Source organism: Nocardioides conyzicola (assembly GCF_039543825.1).
Taxonomy (GTDB): domain Bacteria; phylum Actinomycetota; class Actinomycetes; order Propionibacteriales; family Nocardioidaceae; genus Nocardioides; species Nocardioides conyzicola.
The window spans coordinates 328,796-345,335 of sequence record NZ_BAABKM010000001.1 but is presented as its reverse complement, the minus strand read 5'-3'; the positions used below and the strand labels follow the sequence as shown (position 1 = coordinate 345,335).

16 protein-coding genes are annotated in these 16,540 nt (G+C 73.0%); 14 read left to right on the top strand and 2 right to left on the bottom strand.

The window, feature by feature from the left end; all coding sequences use genetic code 11:
• Window positions 1–169 precede the first annotated feature (169 nt).
• From ABEA34_RS01695 to ABEA34_RS01685, 3 genes are all read left to right on the top strand, one after another.
• Entirely contained in the window at window positions 170–2,341 is a 2,172-nt protein-coding gene (locus ABEA34_RS01695; RefSeq protein WP_345518580.1) for a DEAD/DEAH box helicase, read from the top strand.
• A 66-nt stretch (window positions 2,342–2,407) separates the two neighbouring features.
• Window positions 2,408–2,896 (top strand): sigma-70 family RNA polymerase sigma factor, encoded by a 489-nt coding sequence (locus tag ABEA34_RS01690; RefSeq protein WP_345518578.1) that lies wholly within the window; start codon window positions 2,408–2,410, stop codon window positions 2,894–2,896.
• Window positions 2,893–3,585 carry a zf-HC2 domain-containing protein gene (locus ABEA34_RS01685; RefSeq protein WP_345518576.1) on the top strand — a complete coding sequence of 231 codons (693 nt, stop codon included), beginning with the start codon at window positions 2,893–2,895 and terminating at the stop codon, window positions 3,583–3,585. Before ABEA34_RS01690 ends, ABEA34_RS01685 begins: the two co-directional genes overlap by 4 nt.
• On the opposite strand, the gene ABEA34_RS01680 is transcribed toward ABEA34_RS01685, so the two are convergent.
• A complete protein-coding gene (locus ABEA34_RS01680; RefSeq protein ID WP_345518574.1) occupies window positions 3,575–5,614 on the bottom strand; it encodes a CDP-alcohol phosphatidyltransferase family protein in 2,040 nt (679 codons plus the stop codon). The two genes, ABEA34_RS01685 and ABEA34_RS01680, sit on opposite strands and share 11 nt — an antisense overlap.
• Before the next feature lie 20 nt (window positions 5,615–5,634).
• Here ABEA34_RS01680 and ABEA34_RS01675 point away from each other — a divergent pair, with 20 nt between their 5' ends.
• From ABEA34_RS01675 to ABEA34_RS01625, 11 genes are all read left to right on the top strand, one after another.
• The gene (locus tag ABEA34_RS01675) at window positions 5,635–6,654 is read left to right on the top strand and encodes a zinc-dependent alcohol dehydrogenase (RefSeq protein WP_345518573.1); all 1,020 of its coding nucleotides are present in this window, start codon (window positions 5,635–5,637) and stop codon (window positions 6,652–6,654) included.
• Window positions 6,642–7,025: a 6-pyruvoyl trahydropterin synthase family protein gene (locus tag ABEA34_RS01670; RefSeq protein WP_345518572.1), complete on the top strand. Its 384-nt coding sequence runs from the start codon at window positions 6,642–6,644 to the stop codon at window positions 7,023–7,025. Before ABEA34_RS01675 ends, ABEA34_RS01670 begins: the two co-directional genes overlap by 13 nt.
• Complete coding sequence (locus tag ABEA34_RS01665; RefSeq protein WP_345518571.1) at window positions 7,022–7,924, top strand: glycosyltransferase family 4 protein; 903 nt, start codon at window positions 7,022–7,024, stop codon at window positions 7,922–7,924. Before ABEA34_RS01670 ends, ABEA34_RS01665 begins: the two co-directional genes overlap by 4 nt.
• Window positions 7,921–8,685, top strand: coding sequence for a lysylphosphatidylglycerol synthase domain-containing protein (locus tag ABEA34_RS01660; protein ID WP_345518570.1), 765 nt, complete (start codon window positions 7,921–7,923; stop codon window positions 8,683–8,685). The genes ABEA34_RS01665 and ABEA34_RS01660 overlap by 4 nt, the downstream gene beginning before the upstream one ends.
• On the top strand, window positions 8,678–9,373 hold the full coding sequence (locus ABEA34_RS01655) for a RibD family protein (protein ID WP_345518569.1): 696 nt from the start codon (window positions 8,678–8,680) through the stop codon (window positions 9,371–9,373). The genes ABEA34_RS01660 and ABEA34_RS01655 overlap by 8 nt, the downstream gene beginning before the upstream one ends.
• Window positions 9,370–9,999 (top strand): GTP cyclohydrolase II, encoded by a 630-nt coding sequence (locus ABEA34_RS01650; protein ID WP_345518568.1) that lies wholly within the window; start codon window positions 9,370–9,372, stop codon window positions 9,997–9,999. The genes ABEA34_RS01655 and ABEA34_RS01650 overlap by 4 nt, the downstream gene beginning before the upstream one ends.
• Complete coding sequence (locus ABEA34_RS01645; RefSeq protein WP_345518566.1) at window positions 9,996–10,655, top strand: hypothetical protein; 660 nt, start codon at window positions 9,996–9,998, stop codon at window positions 10,653–10,655. Before ABEA34_RS01650 ends, ABEA34_RS01645 begins: the two co-directional genes overlap by 4 nt.
• Window positions 10,656–10,666: 11 nt before the next feature.
• Complete coding sequence (locus tag ABEA34_RS01640; protein ID WP_345518564.1) at window positions 10,667–12,310, top strand: MDR family MFS transporter; 1,644 nt, start codon at window positions 10,667–10,669, stop codon at window positions 12,308–12,310.
• Between the two features lie 76 nt (window positions 12,311–12,386).
• Window positions 12,387–12,974 carry a hypothetical protein gene (locus tag ABEA34_RS01635; protein ID WP_345518562.1) on the top strand — a complete coding sequence of 196 codons (588 nt, stop codon included), beginning with the start codon at window positions 12,387–12,389 and terminating at the stop codon, window positions 12,972–12,974.
• A 28-nt stretch (window positions 12,975–13,002) separates the two neighbouring features.
• Window positions 13,003–13,161, top strand: a complete 159-nt coding sequence (locus ABEA34_RS01630; protein ID WP_345518560.1) for a hypothetical protein — start codon at window positions 13,003–13,005, stop codon at window positions 13,159–13,161.
• Between the two features lie 86 nt (window positions 13,162–13,247).
• Window positions 13,248–15,215 carry a TIGR03960 family B12-binding radical SAM protein gene (locus ABEA34_RS01625; protein ID WP_345518558.1) on the top strand — a complete coding sequence of 656 codons (1,968 nt, stop codon included), beginning with the start codon at window positions 13,248–13,250 and terminating at the stop codon, window positions 15,213–15,215.
• 91 nt (window positions 15,216–15,306) lie between these two features.
• Here ABEA34_RS01625 and ABEA34_RS01620 read toward each other — a convergent pair whose 3' ends face one another.
• Complete coding sequence (locus ABEA34_RS01620) at window positions 15,307–16,491, bottom strand: MFS transporter (protein ID WP_345518556.1); 1,185 nt, start codon at window positions 16,489–16,491, stop codon at window positions 15,307–15,309.
• Between the last annotated feature and the right edge of the window lie 49 nt (window positions 16,492–16,540).

Genomic DNA, 16,540 nt, shown 5'->3' with positions numbered 1-16,540 from the left:
CCGGTCGGGCCGCGGCCTTGTCGGTCGCGTGCCGTGTCTCGCGGACCACATCGCGTCAGGGAAGTGGCAGCACGTCCACGTCCGTTGACGCACGTTCGTACCGGTCTCGGAGGCCGTGGGGGTGCAGCTGCCCTCACCGTCGCCGTGGCTCCACTCCGAGGAGGGGTCCTTGGCTCGATCGGGCCAGCAGCAGACGGCAAACCGCCGTACGTCGCAGCGCACGTCGCAGCGATCGTCCAACCAGCGTGGCACCAACCAGCGCAACGGTCGCCGGCGCCCGCTCGACAACGACGGGATCATCCCGGTCCTCGCCCGCGCCGTGCGCGAGGTCGAGAACGCCGTCGAGCGTCGCTCGGCGATGCCCGGCGTGCGCACCAAGTTCCAGGTCGTCGCGCTGCTCGCCCGCGAGGAGCGGATCCGGGTCAAGGGCGACACCGAGATGTCCGAGGCCCAGCGCAACGAGCAGCTGAAGCGGCTCGACGGGATCGCCACGATCCTGGCCAAGACGGCTGCGCGGGACTCGACGCTCTTCACGCTGCTCGCCGAGGACGCCGTCATCTCCGACGCCGCCAAGGAGCTGCGCAAGGAGATGATCGCCGCCGCCGGCCTCGAGGCCGAGGTCGAGGAGGTCCCCGAGGTCACGGAGACCGACGCCGCGGCCACGACCGAGCGTCGGGTCGTCCCGCAGTCGGTGATCTCGCGCCAGCTCGCCCACCCGTTCCTCGCCCCCGACTTCTCCGGTACGGCGCACAAGCCGCTGACCCACCGCCTCGCGACGTGGGAGCTGCTCGGCCCGCTCTTCCGCTCCTTCGAGTTCGCCGGCGCCGGCGCGACGTCCTGCATGGCGCTGCCCGAGCCGGCCTCGCTCCAGGCCGCCGGCGGCCACGAGCTGATGCACCACCAGGCGCAGCTGGTCGAGTCCGCCCGCCAGGGCCACCGCACCTTCCTGCTCGCCGACGAGCCGGGCCTCGGCAAGACCGCCCAGTCGCTGCTGGCGGCCGAGGCCGCCAAGGCCTTCCCGCTCCTCGTCGTGGTGCCCAACGTCGTCAAGATGAACTGGGCCCGTGAGGCCGGCATCTGGACGCCCCACCGCGCGGTCGCCGTGATCCACGGTGACGGCGAGGACATCGACGGCTTCGCCGACATCGTCGTCGTCAACTACGAGGTGCTCGACCGCCACGTCGGCTGGATGGCCGAGCACGGCTTCCGCGGGATGGTCGTCGACGAGGCGCACTTCATCAAGAACAAGAGCTCGCAGCGCTCGCAGCACGTGCTGCACCTGTCCGAGCAGATCCGCCAGCGGACCGTCCGGCCGCTGCTGATGGCGCTGACCGGCACCCCGCTGATCAACGACATCGAGGACTTCCGGGCGATCTGGCAGTTCCTCGGCTGGATCGACGACCGCAAGCCGCTGCCCGAGCTGATGGCCCCGCTCGAGGAGACCGGCCTGACGCCCGCCGACCCGGCGTTCTACCCGGCGGCCCGCCGCTGCGTGGTCGACATGGGCATCGTGCGCCGCCGCAAGGTCGACGTGGCCGCCGACATCCCGGCCCGCCGGGTCGCCGACCTGCCGGTCGAGCTCGACGGCGAGGTCGGCCGCTCGATCCGCGACGCCGAGCGCGAGCTCGCCCGTCGCATGGTCCTGCGCTACGAGACGGCGCTCGCCACCCGTACGTCGGGCCGCACCGTCGAGGGCATCGACCACGCGCTGGTCCGCCAGGTCGCCGCGTGGGAGCGCGAGGACACCGACAGCTCGTCGGGCGAGAACGTCTTCACGATGATGCGCCACATCGGGCAGGCGAAGTCGGCGCTGGCCGCCGACTACGCCGCCCAGCTGGCGCGCAGCGTCGGCAAGGTCGTCTTCTTCGCCAAGCACATCGACGTGATGGACACCGCCGAGGAGACCTTCGCCCGCCGCGGGATCCGCTACACCTCGATCCGCGGCGACCAGACGACGAAGGCCCGCGAGAAGAACATCAGCGACTTCGTCAACGACCCCGAGGTCGAGGTCATCGTCTGCTCGCTCTCCGCAGCGGGCGTCGGCATCAACCTGCAGGTCGCGTCCAACCTGGTGCTCGCCGAGCTCTCGTGGACCGACGCCGAGCAGACCCAGGCCATCGACCGGGTGCACCGGATCGGCCAGTCCGAGCCGGTCACCGCGTGGCGGATCATCGCCGCGCAGACGATCGACACCCGGATCGCCGAGCTCATCGACAGCAAGGCCGGCCTCGCCGCCCGTGCGCTCGACGGAGCCGGCGAGACGGTCGCGACCTCGGTCGACGTCCAGCTCGAGGCGCTGGTCAGCCTCCTCACCGAGGCCCTCGAGGAGAAGCAGGACTGAACCGGATCGCCCTGTCCTCCGTGTCAGGGGTGGAGGTGGGCGATGGGGGACGGTCCGGTGGCGCTGATGCGACAGCTGCACGACGAGCATGCCGCCGCGCTCTGGGGCTACTGCCTGCGCCTGACCGGCAACGACCGGGCACGCGCGGAGGACGTGGTGCAGGAGACGCTGCTGCGTGCGTGGCGCAACCTGCCGGCCCTCGACGACGCCCAGGGCTCGGTCCGGTCGTGGCTCTTCACCGTCGCCCGCAACATCGTGATCGACGACTGGCGGACCAAGCGCTCGCAGAGCGAGGTCACCGTCGCGGACGTGCCCGACGGCGCCGGCGAGGCCGACCGCACCGACCAGGTGCTGCTGTCGTGGGTCGTCGCCGACGCGCTCGCCCGGCTCTCCGCGGAGCACCGGGCGGTGCTCGTCGAGTGCTACTACCGCGGGCTGCCGGTGGCCGAGGCCGCCGAGCGGCTCGGGATCCCGGCCGGCACCGTGAAGTCACGGACGCACTACGCGCTGCGCTCCCTGCGGCTCGCTCTCGAGGAGATGGGGGTGGTGGCATGACGGAGACCCACGGCTGCGAGCGCGCGCACGACGACGCGGCGTACGTCCTCGGCTCCCTGCCGCCGGCCGAGCGGCTGGCCTTCGAGCGCCACCTGGCCACCTGCCCCGTGTGCGACGCCGCAGTGCGCCAGCTCGCCGGGCTGCCCGGCCTGCTGGGCCGGCTGACGCTCGACGAGGTCGAGTCCGCGCCGGCCCCGGAACCGGTGCCGGCCACCCTGCTGCCCCGTCTCGTGGACGAGGTACGCCGCGTGCAGCGGCGCCGCCGCTGGATCGTCGGTCTGGCCGCGGCGGCCGCCGTCGCGGCGATCGCGGTCCTGGGGGTGACCGTCGTCGAGGTGACCGGCGAGGACGAGCCGCCGCCCGCCGCGAGCGGCCAGACGATGACCCCGATCGACCAGGACCGGGTCGACGCCAGCGTCGCGTTGACCTCGGTCGCGTGGGGCACCCGGCTGGACCTGACGTGCAGCTACGACGAGCCGAGCGGTGGCTACTCGCACGAGACCCCGGCCCCGACGTACTCCCTCGTGGTGCGCACGCAGGACGGCGGTGTCGAGCAGGTCGCGACCTGGAAGGCGCTGCCCGGCAGGACGATGCACCTCACCGGCGCCACCGCGCTCGACGCCGACCAGATCGCGTCGGTGGAGGTCCGCACGGCCGACGGCCGCCCGGTCCTCGAGCTCAACGGCTGAACGCCTCGAGGAAGCGGTCGCGTACGGCGTCCATGGGCCACACCGGCGCGTCGGGCCTCGGGTGCAGGCCGCGCTGCCAGCCCCAGTGGGCGATTCGGTGCAGCACCTCCGGGTCCCGGGCGATCACCGAGACCGGGACGTCGTGCCCGGGGTGCGGCCCGGTCACGTAGGAGTGCGGCTGGTGGTCGCCGAGCACGAGCAGCACCAGGTCCGGGTCCGGCTGCGACTCCAGCCAGGAGACCAGGGTCGACATCGTGTACTCGATCGACCGGCCGTAGAGGGTCGGCACGTCGGGGTCCTCGTCGGTCGGGGGAGCGACCAGCGTCGAGCCGTCGCCGACCTGGTCCCACGGCACCAGCGCGGGCGGCGGCGCCCAGGGGTGGTGGCTGGAGACGAGGTCGATCTCGGCCATCACCGGCGGCCGCTCGCCCGGGTCGAGCTCGAGCTGCTGGAACCGCGCCAGCGTGTACTGGTCCGGCACCGGCGCGTACCCGAGCTGCGGTCCGCGGTAGCCGACGTCGCGGGAGTCGTAGATCCGGTCGAACCCGTAGTAGGCCTGGCCCTCCGGCCAGTCCTTGGTGTCGGCCGGCACGTCGAAGACGGTGCGCCAGCCCGCCCCGGCGAAGGCGGACGTCAGCGTGAGCCGGTCCGTGTCGATGAGCTGGTCGTAGCGCCGCTGGCTGTCGACCCAGACCCCGGACTGGAGCGTGGAGTGCGCCAGCCAGCTCGCGGCCCCGAACGTGGGTGAGGTGAGGAAGGCGCTGCGCGACGACCAGCCCGCGGCCTCGAGCCGCCGGGTCCCGTCGTCCACGACGGCCTCGACACCCGGTGCGAACGACGTGTCCTGCAGCGCCACCCGCCCGTAGGACTCGACGAACACCACGAGCACGTCCTTGCCGCGCAGCCCGCCGAGCAGGTCGCGGGGCGGTACGCCGGCGTACGGGTCGACCTCGATCTCGGCCGCGAACTCGTGCCGGTCGGCGAGGTCGGAGCGCACCTGGCGCACCTCGTCGTACGCCAGGCCGGACGCGCTGGTCGAGCCGACCTGGGCGAGTGGCGCGAGGGCGAGCACCAGCGCGACCGCCAGCGCCGGGCGCCGGTGCCGGGCGATCGTGCCGGCCGCCCGGACGGCCGCGAGCGGCAGCACGACGAGCAGGACGAGCACGACCACCGCGGCGAGGACGGCGGTCGCCCGGGCCGCGCCGACACCGATCGAGTCGCCGAGCACGCCGACGCCCGGCCCGAGGTACGCCCAGTCGGTGAGCGGGTCGAACGGCCGGTCCAGGAACGTGTGGAACCCGGCGTCGAACGCCTCGATGACCACCAGCACGGCCATCCCCACGCCGAGGACGGCGGCCGCCGACGCCCGGGCCCGCCGCCACGGGAGCAGGGCGACGGCGACCAGCAGCAGCGCGTCGACCGGCAGCCGGGCCAGGTCGCCGGGGTCGCGCGGGAGGACGAGCGCGATCCAGACCGCGCCCAGCGCCAGGAGGGTGGCGCCACCGCCGACCGGGTACGGCGCTGCCGCGTGGCGGGTCCGCCACAGCCACCAGACGTCGCGGCCGAACGACTCCACGAGCAGCGCCAGCGCCCCCAGCAGCAGCGTCTCGGACAGCCGCGCCGGCAGCAGGCCCGAGACCGCGGCCGCGAGCGCGATGCCCTGGACCGCCGCCACGACCTTGCGCCAGTAGCGGGGCGGCACCGGCCGGCGCAGCCAGGGCAGCACCCGTTCGGCGAGCCACAGCACGTAGCGGGCGGCCCCGATGAACAGCACCCACCAGCCGACCTCGGGCGCGGCGTACGCGCTGAGCACCAGGATCAGGAACGCGTCGGTCTCCATGTCGAAGCGGGCGCCGGACGCGCTCGCGGTCCCCGTCCGGCGGGCGACCTGGCCGTCGACCCAGTCCAGGGCGAGCGCCACCACGACGAGCACCAGGCCGGGTCCCGTCGGGCCGATCACGACGACGGCCACCGCGAGCGCTGCCCGGACGGCGGTGATCGCGTCCGCCGGTCGCTGAACCAGGAGCACCGTGCCTCCGTGTGTGGGGTGTGACCAGTCGTACGGAGCAGGCGCCGGTGGAGTTCACCGCCGGTGCGTTCTGGGTGCGGGAGCCCGGTCGGGGGGAGATCCGGTCCGAGCGGCTGCCCGAGCCCGGCCCCGACGAGGTGCTGGTCCGCACCCTGCACTCCGGGGTCAGCCGCGGCACCGAGGCGCTGGTGTTCCGCGGCGGCGTCCCCGAGAGCCAGTGGGAGGAGATGCGGGCGCCGTTCCAGGACGGCCGGTTCCCGGGGCCGGTGAAGTACGGCTACTTGAGCGTGGGCCGCGTCGAGCGGGGCCCGGACCCGCTCGTCGGCACGACCGTCTTCTGCCTGCACCCGCACCAGACGGCGTACGTCGTGCCCGCCGCCGCGGTCGTCGCGGTGCCGGACGGCGTGCCCGCCCGCCGGGCGGTCCTGGCCGGCACCGTCGAGACCGCGCTCAACGCGCTGTGGGACCTGGGTCCGCTGCCGGGTGACCGGATCACGGTGGTCGGTGCCGGCATGGTCGGGTGCAGCGTCGCCCGCCTGCTGGCCCGGATCCCCGAGGTCGAGGTGACCCTGGCCGACGTCGACCCGTCCCGGGCCGAGGTGGCGGCGCTCCTCGGGGTCGGCTTCGCGCTGCCGGCCGACGCGGCCGGCGACCGCGACGCCGTCGTCCACACGAGCGCGACCGCCGCGGGGCTCCAGCTCTGCGTGGACCTGCTCGCGGCGGACGGCACCGTGCTCGACCTCAGCTGGTACGGCGACCAACGCGTCCACCTGTCGCTCGGCGGCGCGTTCCACTCCCGTCGCCTGGGGATCCGGGCCAGCCAGGTCGGTGCCGTCGCGGCGGCTCGTCGCCACCGGCACACCCACGCCGACCGGCTCGCCCTGGCGCTGCGGCTGCTCGACGACCCGGCGTTCGACGCGCTGCTGACGGGGGACTCGGCGTTCGCCGAGCTGCCCGACCTGATGCCGCGGCTGAGCGACGGACGTCTCGCCGCGCTGTGCCACACGATCAGCTACCTGGAGGCTCCGTGTTCACCGTGACCGTCCGCGACCACATGATGATCGCCCACAGCCTGCGCGGCGAGGTGTTCGGGCCGGCCCAGCGGCTGCACGGCGCGACGTACGTCGTGGACGCGGCGTTCGCCGGACCCGAGCTCGGCCCCGACGGCATCCTAGTGGACATCGGGCGGGCCACCGAGGTGCTGCACGAGGTGCTCGGCGCGCTGACCTACCGCAACCTCGACGACGACCCCGACCTCGCCGGCGCCAACACCTCGACCGAGGTGCTCGCCCGGGTCGTCGCCGACCGGCTCGCGGACCGGATCGCGGAGCTGGGCGACGGCGTACGACGCCTCGTCGTCACGCTGCACGAGTCCCACGTCGCGTGGGCGTCGTACGAGAGGCAGCTGTGATCCACCTCGTGCGTCCCGCGGGCGTCGACGACCCGGACCGGCCGTCGGGCGGGAACGTCTACGACCGCCGCGTCGCCGACGGTCTCGGCGCCGTCGAGCACGTCTCGACACGCACCGTCCCGGATGGCGCCGTGGTGCTGGTCGACGGGCTCCTCTCGTCGCCCGCGCTCCTCGACGAGACCGGTCGGCTCCGGGTGGTGGTGCTCGTCCACATGCCGCGGCGCGAGCCGTGGGAGGGCGAGCTGCTGGGTGCCGTCGCCGGGGTCGTCGCCACCAGCCGGTGGACCCGTGGCTGGCTGGTCGCGACCTACGGCCTGGACCCGCGGCGCGTGATCGTCGCCGAGCCCGGGGTCGACCCGGCGCCGCTCGCGCCTGGGTCCGCCGACGGCTCCGCCCTGCTCTGCGTGGGCGCGGTGACGACGCTCAAGGGGTACGACGTCCTGGCGGCCGCGCTGCGGACGCTCGACGACCTCGCGTGGTCCTGCCGCGGGGTCGGTGCGACGTCGGTCGAGCCCGCGCTCGCGGCCGAGGTCGGTGACGCGGTGCGGCTGACCGGGCCGCTGAGCCGTGCCGACCTCGACGCGACGTACGCCGAGGTCGACCTGCTGGTGCTGGCTTCCCGTGCCGAGACGTACGGGATGGTCGTGACCGAGGCGCTGGCCCACGGGGTGCCGGTGGTCGGGAGCGACGTGGGCGGGGTGCGCGAGGCGCTCGGGGGAGCGGGCGTGCTGGTGCCGCCCGGCGACCCGGAGGCTCTCTCGCGAGCGCTCCGTCACTGGCTGACCGACGCGGAGCACCGCGCCGAGCAGCGAGCGGCCGCGCGGGCCCGGCGTACGACGCTGACCGGGTGGGACCACACGGTCGGGCGGGTGGCCGCGGCGCTGGAGGTGCTGCGATGAGGTGGCTGAGGCTCGGCGGCGGCCTGGCGATCCTCGCCGGGGTCGCGTGGTGGGTCGGCCCGGACCCGTTCGTGACGGCGGTGCGGTCGGCCGGCCCGGCGGCGATCGTGGTCGCCCTGGTGCTGACGGCGCTGACCACGGTCTGCTGCGCCTGGCGCTGGCGGGTGCTTGCCCGGGGTCTCGGCGTGGAGGTGCCGCTCCGCGACGCGGTCGCCGCCTATTACCGCTCGCAGTTCCTCAACGCGACGCTGCCCGGAGGCGTGCTCGGCGACGTGCACCGGGCGGTGCGCCACGGCGCCCTGCCCGTGGTGGCCGACCGCGGGTCGGGCCAGGCGGTCCAGGCCACGGCCGCGGGCGCCGTGCTCCTGCTCGGCCCGGCGCCGTGGGCGTCGGCCGTGCTGGCCGCCGGGGTCTGCCTCGCCCTGCTCCGGTGGCCGCAGGTGGTCGCGGCGTCCCTGCTGGCGTCGGTCGGTCACGTGCTGGTCTTCCTGGTCGCGGCCCGGGCGGCCGGCACGGACGCGTCGCCGGGCGAGCTGCTGCCGCTCGCGCTCCTGGTCCTGCTCGCCGCCGCGATCCCGCTCAACGTCGCCGGGTGGGGTCCGCGCGAGGGGGTGGCCGCCTGGGCGTTCGCCGCCGCCGGGCTAGGCGCCGCGCAGGGCGCGACCGTCGCCGTGCTGTACGGCGTGCTCGCGCTGGTCGCGACGCTGCCCGGCGCTGTGCTCCTGGCCCGGAGCTGGGGGAGAGGAGCCGTCCGTGCCTGACCGTCCCTACACGCTGCTCAGCTGCGGCATGTCGATCGACGGCTACCTCGACAGTGCCGGCGACGAACGCCTGATCCTCTCCAACGAGGCCGACCTCGACCGGGTCGACGAGGTGCGGGCCGGGTGCGACGCGATCCTGGTGGGCGCCACCACGGTGCGCAAGGACAACCCGCGGCTGCTCGTCCGCCGCCCGGACCGCCAGCTCGAGCGGGTCGCCCGCGGGCTCAAGCCGTCCCCGGTCAAGGTGACCGTCACCTGCCACGCCGACCTCGACCCGGCCGGCCGGTTCTTCACGACCGGCGACGCGGAGCGGCTCGTCTACAGCCCCTCCGACCGGGTCGCGACCGCCCGGTCCCGGCTCGGCGCCGTCGCGACGGTCGTCGACGGCGGGCCCCGGGTCACGATGCGCTCCGTCAGCGAGGACCTGCACCACCGCGGCGTACGGCGCCTGATGGTCGAGGGTGGCGGCACGATCCACACCCAGTTCCTCGCGGAGGGTCTTGCGGACGAGCTGCAGCTGGTGGTCGCGCCCTTCTTCGTCGGCGACTCGGCAGCCCGGCGCTTCGTCGACGACGGCCCGTTCCCGGTCCGCCCGGACCGACCGGCGACGCTGGCCGACGTACGCCGCATCGGCGAGGTCGTGCTGCTGCGCTACCGGCTCTCGGACCGGTTCGAGGAGTCGGCGTGACCGCGACCCTCCGCACCGACCTGGAGCTGCCGCTGCGCTTCACCGACGGCTGGTCGACCACGGCGCGCGTCGTCAGCTTCGACGGTCTCGTCGACGGCCGCGAGCACGTGGCGCTGCGCCTCGGTCCCGCCGTACGACGCGAGCCGCTGGTGCGGCTGCACAGCGAGTGCCTCACCGGGGACGTGTTCGGCAGCGCCCGCTGCGACTGCGGCCCGCAGCTGCGGGAGTCGCTCGAGCGGGTCGCGGAGGCGGGGGGCTACCTGCTCTACCTGCGCCAGGAGGGCCGTGGGATCGGCCTCTCCGCCAAGCTCGACGCCTACGCGCTCCAGGACGCCGGCCTGGACACCTACGAAGCCAACGTCGCGCTCGGGTACGGCGAGGACGAGCGCGACTACACGGTGGCGGCCCAGATGCTGCAGGCCCTGGGGGAGCGACGCGTCGCGCTGCTCACCAACAACCCCGACAAGGGACGTCAGCTGGCGGCGCTCGGGATCGACGTCACGCGGTTGGTGCCGACCGGGGTGCACCGGTCGGCGAGCAACGCCCGCTATCTCGCGGCCAAGGTGCGACATGGTCACCTGAACGGCCACGAAGGTGCCTCCGTCCCTGTCACAGTGCAGGCGTGACGCAGCCCCACTTCCGTCTCGTGGCGTCGCTGCTGCTGGTCGACCTCGCCGTCCTCGTGCTCGTCCTCGGTCACTTCGTGCAGCTGCAGGACACCTCGGGCTTCGGCAGCGACCAGTGGAACCTGCCCCTCGGGGCAGCAGCCGGCGTCCTCGGCGTCGCGGCGCTGCTGGTCGCCCTGCCGGACGCCCGGGCGCGCCGTGCCCTCGGTGTCGTGCTCGTCGCGGGAGTCGGGGTCCTGGTCGTGCTGCAGGCGACCGTCGACGGCTTCCGCTTCGTCTGGGCCGGCGACGAGCTCGAGCTGTTCGCCTTCGACGTGGTGCTGGTGTGCGCCGGGCTGCTGCTGGTCGCCACCGGCTCGCGTCGCCCGGCCGACGAGACCGAGCCCGCCCTCGTCCCGCCGGCCCCTCCCTCGACCTGGGCGTCGTGGCGGGTCCGCGCGCTCGTCTACCTCGCCCTGGCGGTCGGCCTGGTCTTCGTGGCCGGCCTCGTCGGCGCGTCGTACGGCGACGCGCAGTGCACCGGCGAGGGCGACGACTGCCTCGCGGCGCCGTTCTGGTCGCTGGTGCTGGCGTTCGGAGCGTTCGTCGCCATGGTGATCCTGATCACCACCTGCGAGCTGACGCTCCGGTCCCGGAGGCAGCGCCTCGCGGAATAGGATCGCCCGCGATGAGCGAGCACGCGAGCCCCGTGGCGGCACCGGCGGCAGAGTCCCCGGCCGGCGAGTACACCCACCGGCAGATCCTGACCATCCTCTCCGGGCTGATGCTCGGCATGTTCCTGGGCGCGCTCGACCAGACGATCGTGAGCACCTCGATCCGGACGATCGCCGACGACCTCAACGGGCTGTCGGTCCAGGCGTGGGTGACGACGGCGTACCTGATCACCGCCACGATCACGACGCCGATCTACGGCAAGCTGGGCGACAACTACGGTCGCAAGAAGCTCTTCATGTTCGCGATCTCCGTCTTCATCATCGGCTCCGCGCTGTGCTCGTTCGCGACCTCGATGTACCAGCTCGCCGCGTTCCGCGCCTTCCAGGGACTCGGCGCCGGCGGCCTCTTCACGCTGGTCCTCGCGATCATCGGCGACATCGTGTCGCCGCGTGAGCGTGCTCGCTACACCGGCTACTTCATGGCCATGTTCGGCACGTCGAGCGTGCTCGGCCCGCTGATCGGCGGCTTCTTCGCCGGGCAGGACACCATCCTGGGACTCACCGGGTGGCGCTGGGTCTTCCTGGTCAACGTCCCGATCGGCATCGGCGCCCTCGTCGTGGTCTTCCGCACCCTCCACATCCACCACACCCCGCGGCACGTGCGCGTCGACTGGTGGGGCGCCATCGCGCTGGTGGTGGGGCTGGTGCCGCTGCTCACGGTCGCCGAGCAGGGTCGCGAGTGGGGCTGGGGCTCGCCCTGGTCGCTGGCCTGCTACGTGGTCGGCGCGCTGGGCGTGGTCGGCTTCTTCTTCGCCGAGCGGATGATGGGCGACGCCGCGCTGATCCCGCTCCGACTGTTCCGGATCCGGCCCGCCGCGGTCACGATCTCCGCGAGCGTGCTCGTCGGCGTCGCCATGTTCGGCGGCATCATGCTGCTCCCGCTCTACATGCAGATCGTCCACGGCGCCTCACCGACCGAGGCCGGGCTGCTCACGCTGCCGATGGTGGCCGGGATGATGGCCGGGTCGATCGGCTCCGGGCAGATCATCTCCCGGACCGGTCACATCCGGCTCTTCCCGATCGTCGGCTCGGCCCTCATCGTCGCTGGTCTCACCCTGCTGTCGCTGTGCGGTGCGGACACGTCGCTGCTCTGGGTGAGCCTGTCGATGCTGGTGCTCGGCCTCGGTCTCGGCAACTGCATGCAGCCGCTGCTGCTCATCGTCCAGAACGCCGTGCCCCCGACCGAGATCGGCGTGGCCACGAGCTCGGCCACGTTCTTCCGCCAGATCGGCGGCACGCTCGGCGTCGCGATCTTCCTGTCGGTGCTCTTCAGCACCGTCGGCGGCAACATCGAGAGCGCGATCAAGGCGGACTCCCAGACGCCGGCCTGGCAGCAGGCCGTCGCCGAGGGACACGGGCTCGACCCCTCGGTCGTCGCCCAGGTGCAGGACGACTCGTCGTTCATCGAGACCCTCCCGCCGGTGATCGCGCACCCGTTCAAGGTGGGCTTCGCCGAGTCGATGGACCTCGTGTTCATGCTGGCCGCCGGCGTGGGCGTGCTCGCGTTCCTGATCCTGCTGCTGCTCCCTCCCGTCGAGCTGCGCGCCACGTCCGCGAGCGCCGCCGCCCGGGCAGAGTCGGCCGAGCCACCGGTCTGACGTTTCCGGCGTGCGCCGCACGGGCAGTCACCTGTAGGGGCCGCCAACGGGGGAGGCCGCTACGGGGAGGTCCACCATGAAGAACCTGCTGCGCGCTGCCGTCGCCGCCACCACCGCACTCGTCGCCGTCGCCGCGACCACCGTCCCGGCGCACGCGTCCTACCGCCTGGTCAGCGATCCGGCGGGAGACCAGAAACCGACGGGTCGGTGCACGAACGCCCCGGGCGCCATGGCCCTCGACGTGCGGAAGATGTCGACCACCATCTACCAGGACCGGGACGGGGGCGCCTGGCGGATGCGGGCCACCCTCAGGGTGGCGCGCCTGCCAAAGCCGAAGGACAACCAGTACCAGACGTTCGACTGGTTCGCCTACCGCGGCGGCGACGCGGTCTTCACGGTCCACGCGGAGCGCTGGACCAAGGGCGGCAAGGTCAAACTCGCCGCGTGGGCGGCCGATGGCGGGAACCCCTCCACACCGGGCGGCCCGGACCTCAAGGTCAAGACGCGCGGCAAGACCATCATCGTCTGGGGCCTCAGGTTGAAGCCGGGCAAGACCTGGCGGTTCCGGGGCGAGGCAACGTTCGACCAGTGGGGCAGGGTCGGCGTGTCCTGCAGCGTCCAGGACGTCACTCGGAAGTCAGCCTCGGTGGGCACCACGCCGTGAGCCGGGACTCGTCTGTTTGGATGGAGCCATGACGGACCGTGACTACGAGCCCGAGATCGTCGACGCCGTGCAGCACGTCGCCAACAGGTACGGCGTCGCCGGGCTCGAGGACCTGATCACCCTCGCCCAGGAGGAGCTGCCGATCGCGCGGCAGGCGCTCGAGCAGCTGGCCGCGGACGCCGACTGACCGGCGCCTGACGGTTCGCGGCACGGCACCCGCCCGTCGTACGCTGGGGGCTTCCCCAACGCCCGACCTGCGAGGTTGTCTTCTCTATGTCCGCGCCCTTGAGCGTCTTCCCACGGCTCGAGCCCCGGCTCCCGTCGGTCTCGAAGCCGATCCAGTACGTCGGCGGTGAGCTCAACTCGACCGTCAAGGACTGGGACTGTGCCCCCGAGGGCGACACGGTCCGCTGGGCGCTGATGTACCCGGACGCGTACGAGGTCGGCCTGCCCAACCAGGGCGTGCAGATCCTCTACGAGGTGCTCAACGAGCGCGACTGGATCGTCGCCGAGCGCACCTACGCGGTGTGGCCGGACATGGAGCAGGTGATGCGCACCGGCGACAGCCAGGGCCCGATCCCGCAGTTCACCGTCGACGCCCACCGCCCGGTCCGGGCGTTCGACGTCTTCGGCCTGAGCTTCTCCACCGAGCTCGGCTACACCAACATGCTCAACGCGCTCGACCTCGCCGGCATCCCGCTGCACAGCAAGGACCGCACCGAGGACGACCCGATCGTGCTCGCCGGCGGCCACGCGGCCTTCAACCCCGAGCCGGTCGCCGAGTTCCTCGACGCCGCCGTGCTCGGTGACGGCGAGGAGGTCGTGCTCGCGATCTCCGAGGTGGTCCGCGACTGGAAGGGCGAGGGTCGCCCGGGTGGCCGCGACGAGCTGCTGCGCCGGCTCGCCGTCAGCGGCAACATCTACGTGCCGCGCTTCTACGACGTCGCGTACGCCCAGGACGGCACCATCGAGGCCGTCGTGCCCAACCGCCCCGGGATTCCTTTCCGGGTCCGCAAGCACACGCTGATGGACCTCGACGCGTGGCCCTACCCGGCCAAGCCGCTGGTGCCGTTGGCCGAGACCGTGCACGAGCGCTTCTCCGTGGAGATCTTCCGCGGCTGCACGCGTGGCTGCCGCTTCTGCCAGGCCGGCATGATCACCCGCCCGGTGCGCGAGCGGTCCATCGAGACCATCGGCGACATGGTCGAGAACGGCATCCGCAAGACCGGCTTCGACGAGGTCGGCCTGCTCTCGCTCTCCAGCGCCGACCACACCGAGATCGGTGAGGTCGCCAAGGGGCTCGCCGACCGCTACGAGGGCACCAGCGTCTCGCTGTCGCTGCCGTCGACGCGCGTCGACGCCTTCAACATCACGCTGGCCAACGAGTTCTCCCGCAACGGCCGGCGCTCCGGCCTGACGTTCGCGCCCGAGGGTGGCAGCGAACGGATGCGCAAGGTGATCAACAAGATGGTCACCGAGGAGGACCTGATCCGGACCGTCGCCACGGCGTACTCCCACGGCTGGCGGCAGGTGAAGCTCTACTTCATGGTCGGCCTGCCGACCGAGACCGACGAGGACGTCCTGCAGATCGCCGAGCTCGCGCGGAGGGTGATCGCCAAGGGCCGCGAGGTCTCCGGGCGCAACGACATCCGCTGCACCGTGTCGATCGGTGGCTTCGTGCCCAAGCCGCACACGCCCTTCCAGTGGGCCTCGCAGCTCGACCACGAGACCACCGACCACCGGCTCAAGCAGCTGCGCGACACGGTCCGCGACGACAAGAAGTACGGCCGCGCGATCGGCTTCCGCTACCACGACGGCAAGCCCGGCATCATCGAGGGACTGCTGTCGCGCGGCGACCGCCGGGTCGGCGCGATCATCGAGCAGGTGTGGCGCGACGGCGGTCGGTTCGACGGCTGGAGCGAGCACTTCTCCTACGACCGCTGGGCCGAGGCTGCCGCGACCGCGCTGGCCGGCACCGGGCTCGACCTCGCCTGGTACACCACCCGCGAGCGCGAGTACGACGAGGTGCTCCCCTGGGACCACCTCGACTCCGGGCTGGACAAGGACTGGCTGTGGGCCGACTGGGAGGACGCCCTCGCGGTCGCCGACGGCAGCTCCGACGTCGAGGTCGAGGACTGCCGCTGGACGCCCTGCTACGACTGCGGCGTGTGCCCGGAGATGAACACCGAGATCCAGATCGGCCCCACCGGCCGGCAGCTGCTGCCCCTCGCAGTCGTCTGAGGAGTTGAGTCGGGACTTCTGACCGTTGAGTCGGGAGTTCTGACGCGGCGCCTACCCCAGAAGTCCGGACTCGACCGTCAGAAGTCCCGACTCAACCCGCGAGCTGGTCCTCGACGTACTGCACCTGCGCGACGTACGCCGCGAGCGCGAAGAGCGGGATCGACAGCACGAGCAGCACCGCCAGCGGCACGGTCCAGCCGCCGGTCGCGGAGTGCAGCACGCCGATCGTGAACGGCCCGGCCGCGGCGATCAGGTAGCCGGTCGACTGGGTGAACGCCGAGAGGGCGGCCGTCCCCTCGGGCGTGCGCGCACGCAGCCCGACCAGGGTCAGGATCAGCGGGAAGGTCACGGTCGCGATGCCGACGATGACCGCCCACAGCGGGGCCAGGCGGTACGGCGCGATCATCAGGCCGACGTAGCCGATCGGGTAGCAGGCGATCACGGCGAACATCACCCGGCGCGGATCGGCGCTGCGGGCGAGCACGTTGGGCAGCCACAACGACAGCGGGATCGCGGTGCCGGCGAGCAGGCCGGCGAGGACGCCCGCGACCGTCGCCGAGTAGCCGCTGTCGCGCCAGAGCTGGGCGATCCACCCGAACACGGCGTACGCCTGGAGGGACTGGAGCCCGAAGAAGAGCGCCATCGCGGCGCCGAGCCGGGTCCGGGCGACGTCGCGGAAGGTGATCGAGCGCACCGTGCGCTCGAGGTGCCGGTCCTTCCTGGCCAGCGGCACCCACGGGATCGCGGCGAGGATCGCGAGCCCGGCCCAGGCGCCGAGGCCGTAGCGCCAGCCGCCGAGCGCGTCCGAGATCGGGACGGTGAAGACCAGGGCTGCGGTGAGGCCGATCGAGAGCGCGGTGGTGTAGATCGCGGTCATCTGCCCGATCCGGTCCGGGAAGTGCAGCTTCACCAGCGACGGGAGCAGCACGTTGGCCATCGCCATGCCGATCAGCGCGAGCAGCGACAGGAGCAGGAACAGCGCCTCGCTGTGCGTCGCCGCGCGGCCCAGCAGCCCGACGACCGCCGCCAGGGTCGCGAGCGCGGTCACCCGGTGGATGCCGATCCGGCGGGCCGCGGCCGGCGCCAGCGCGCCGAAGACCGCGAACGCGATGACCGGCAACGATGTCAGCAGGCCGACGGTGGCCGCCGACATCCCGAACGAGCGCCGGACCTCCGCGAGCACCGGCCCGATGCTGACGGCCGCCGGGCGGAGGTTGAACGAGAGGGCGACCAGGCCGACCAGGACGAGGATCGACGTACGGCGGGGTGCAGTCACTCGCCCGATGCTCTCAGCAACGACGTCGGCGGTCTTCGGCAGGATGTCC

Excerpts from the sequence above, each read along its gene's own strand:
- ABEA34_RS01660 (WP_345518570.1), top strand. The coding sequence starts at position 7,921 with ATGAGGTGGCTGAGGCTCGGCGGCGGCCTGGCGATCCTCGCCGGGGTC.
- ABEA34_RS01685 (WP_345518576.1), top strand. The coding sequence starts at position 2,893 with ATGACGGAGACCCACGGCTGCGAGCGCGCGCACGACGACGCGGCGTAC.
- ABEA34_RS01625 (WP_345518558.1), top strand. The coding sequence starts at position 13,248 with ATGTCCGCGCCCTTGAGCGTCTTCCCACGGCTCGAGCCCCGGCTCCCG.
- ABEA34_RS01630 (WP_345518560.1), top strand. The coding sequence starts at position 13,003 with ATGACGGACCGTGACTACGAGCCCGAGATCGTCGACGCCGTGCAGCAC.
- ABEA34_RS01635 (WP_345518562.1), top strand. The coding sequence starts at position 12,387 with ATGAAGAACCTGCTGCGCGCTGCCGTCGCCGCCACCACCGCACTCGTC.
- ABEA34_RS01690 (WP_345518578.1), top strand. The coding sequence starts at position 2,408 with ATGCGACAGCTGCACGACGAGCATGCCGCCGCGCTCTGGGGCTACTGC.
- ABEA34_RS01640 (WP_345518564.1), top strand. The coding sequence starts at position 10,667 with ATGAGCGAGCACGCGAGCCCCGTGGCGGCACCGGCGGCAGAGTCCCCG.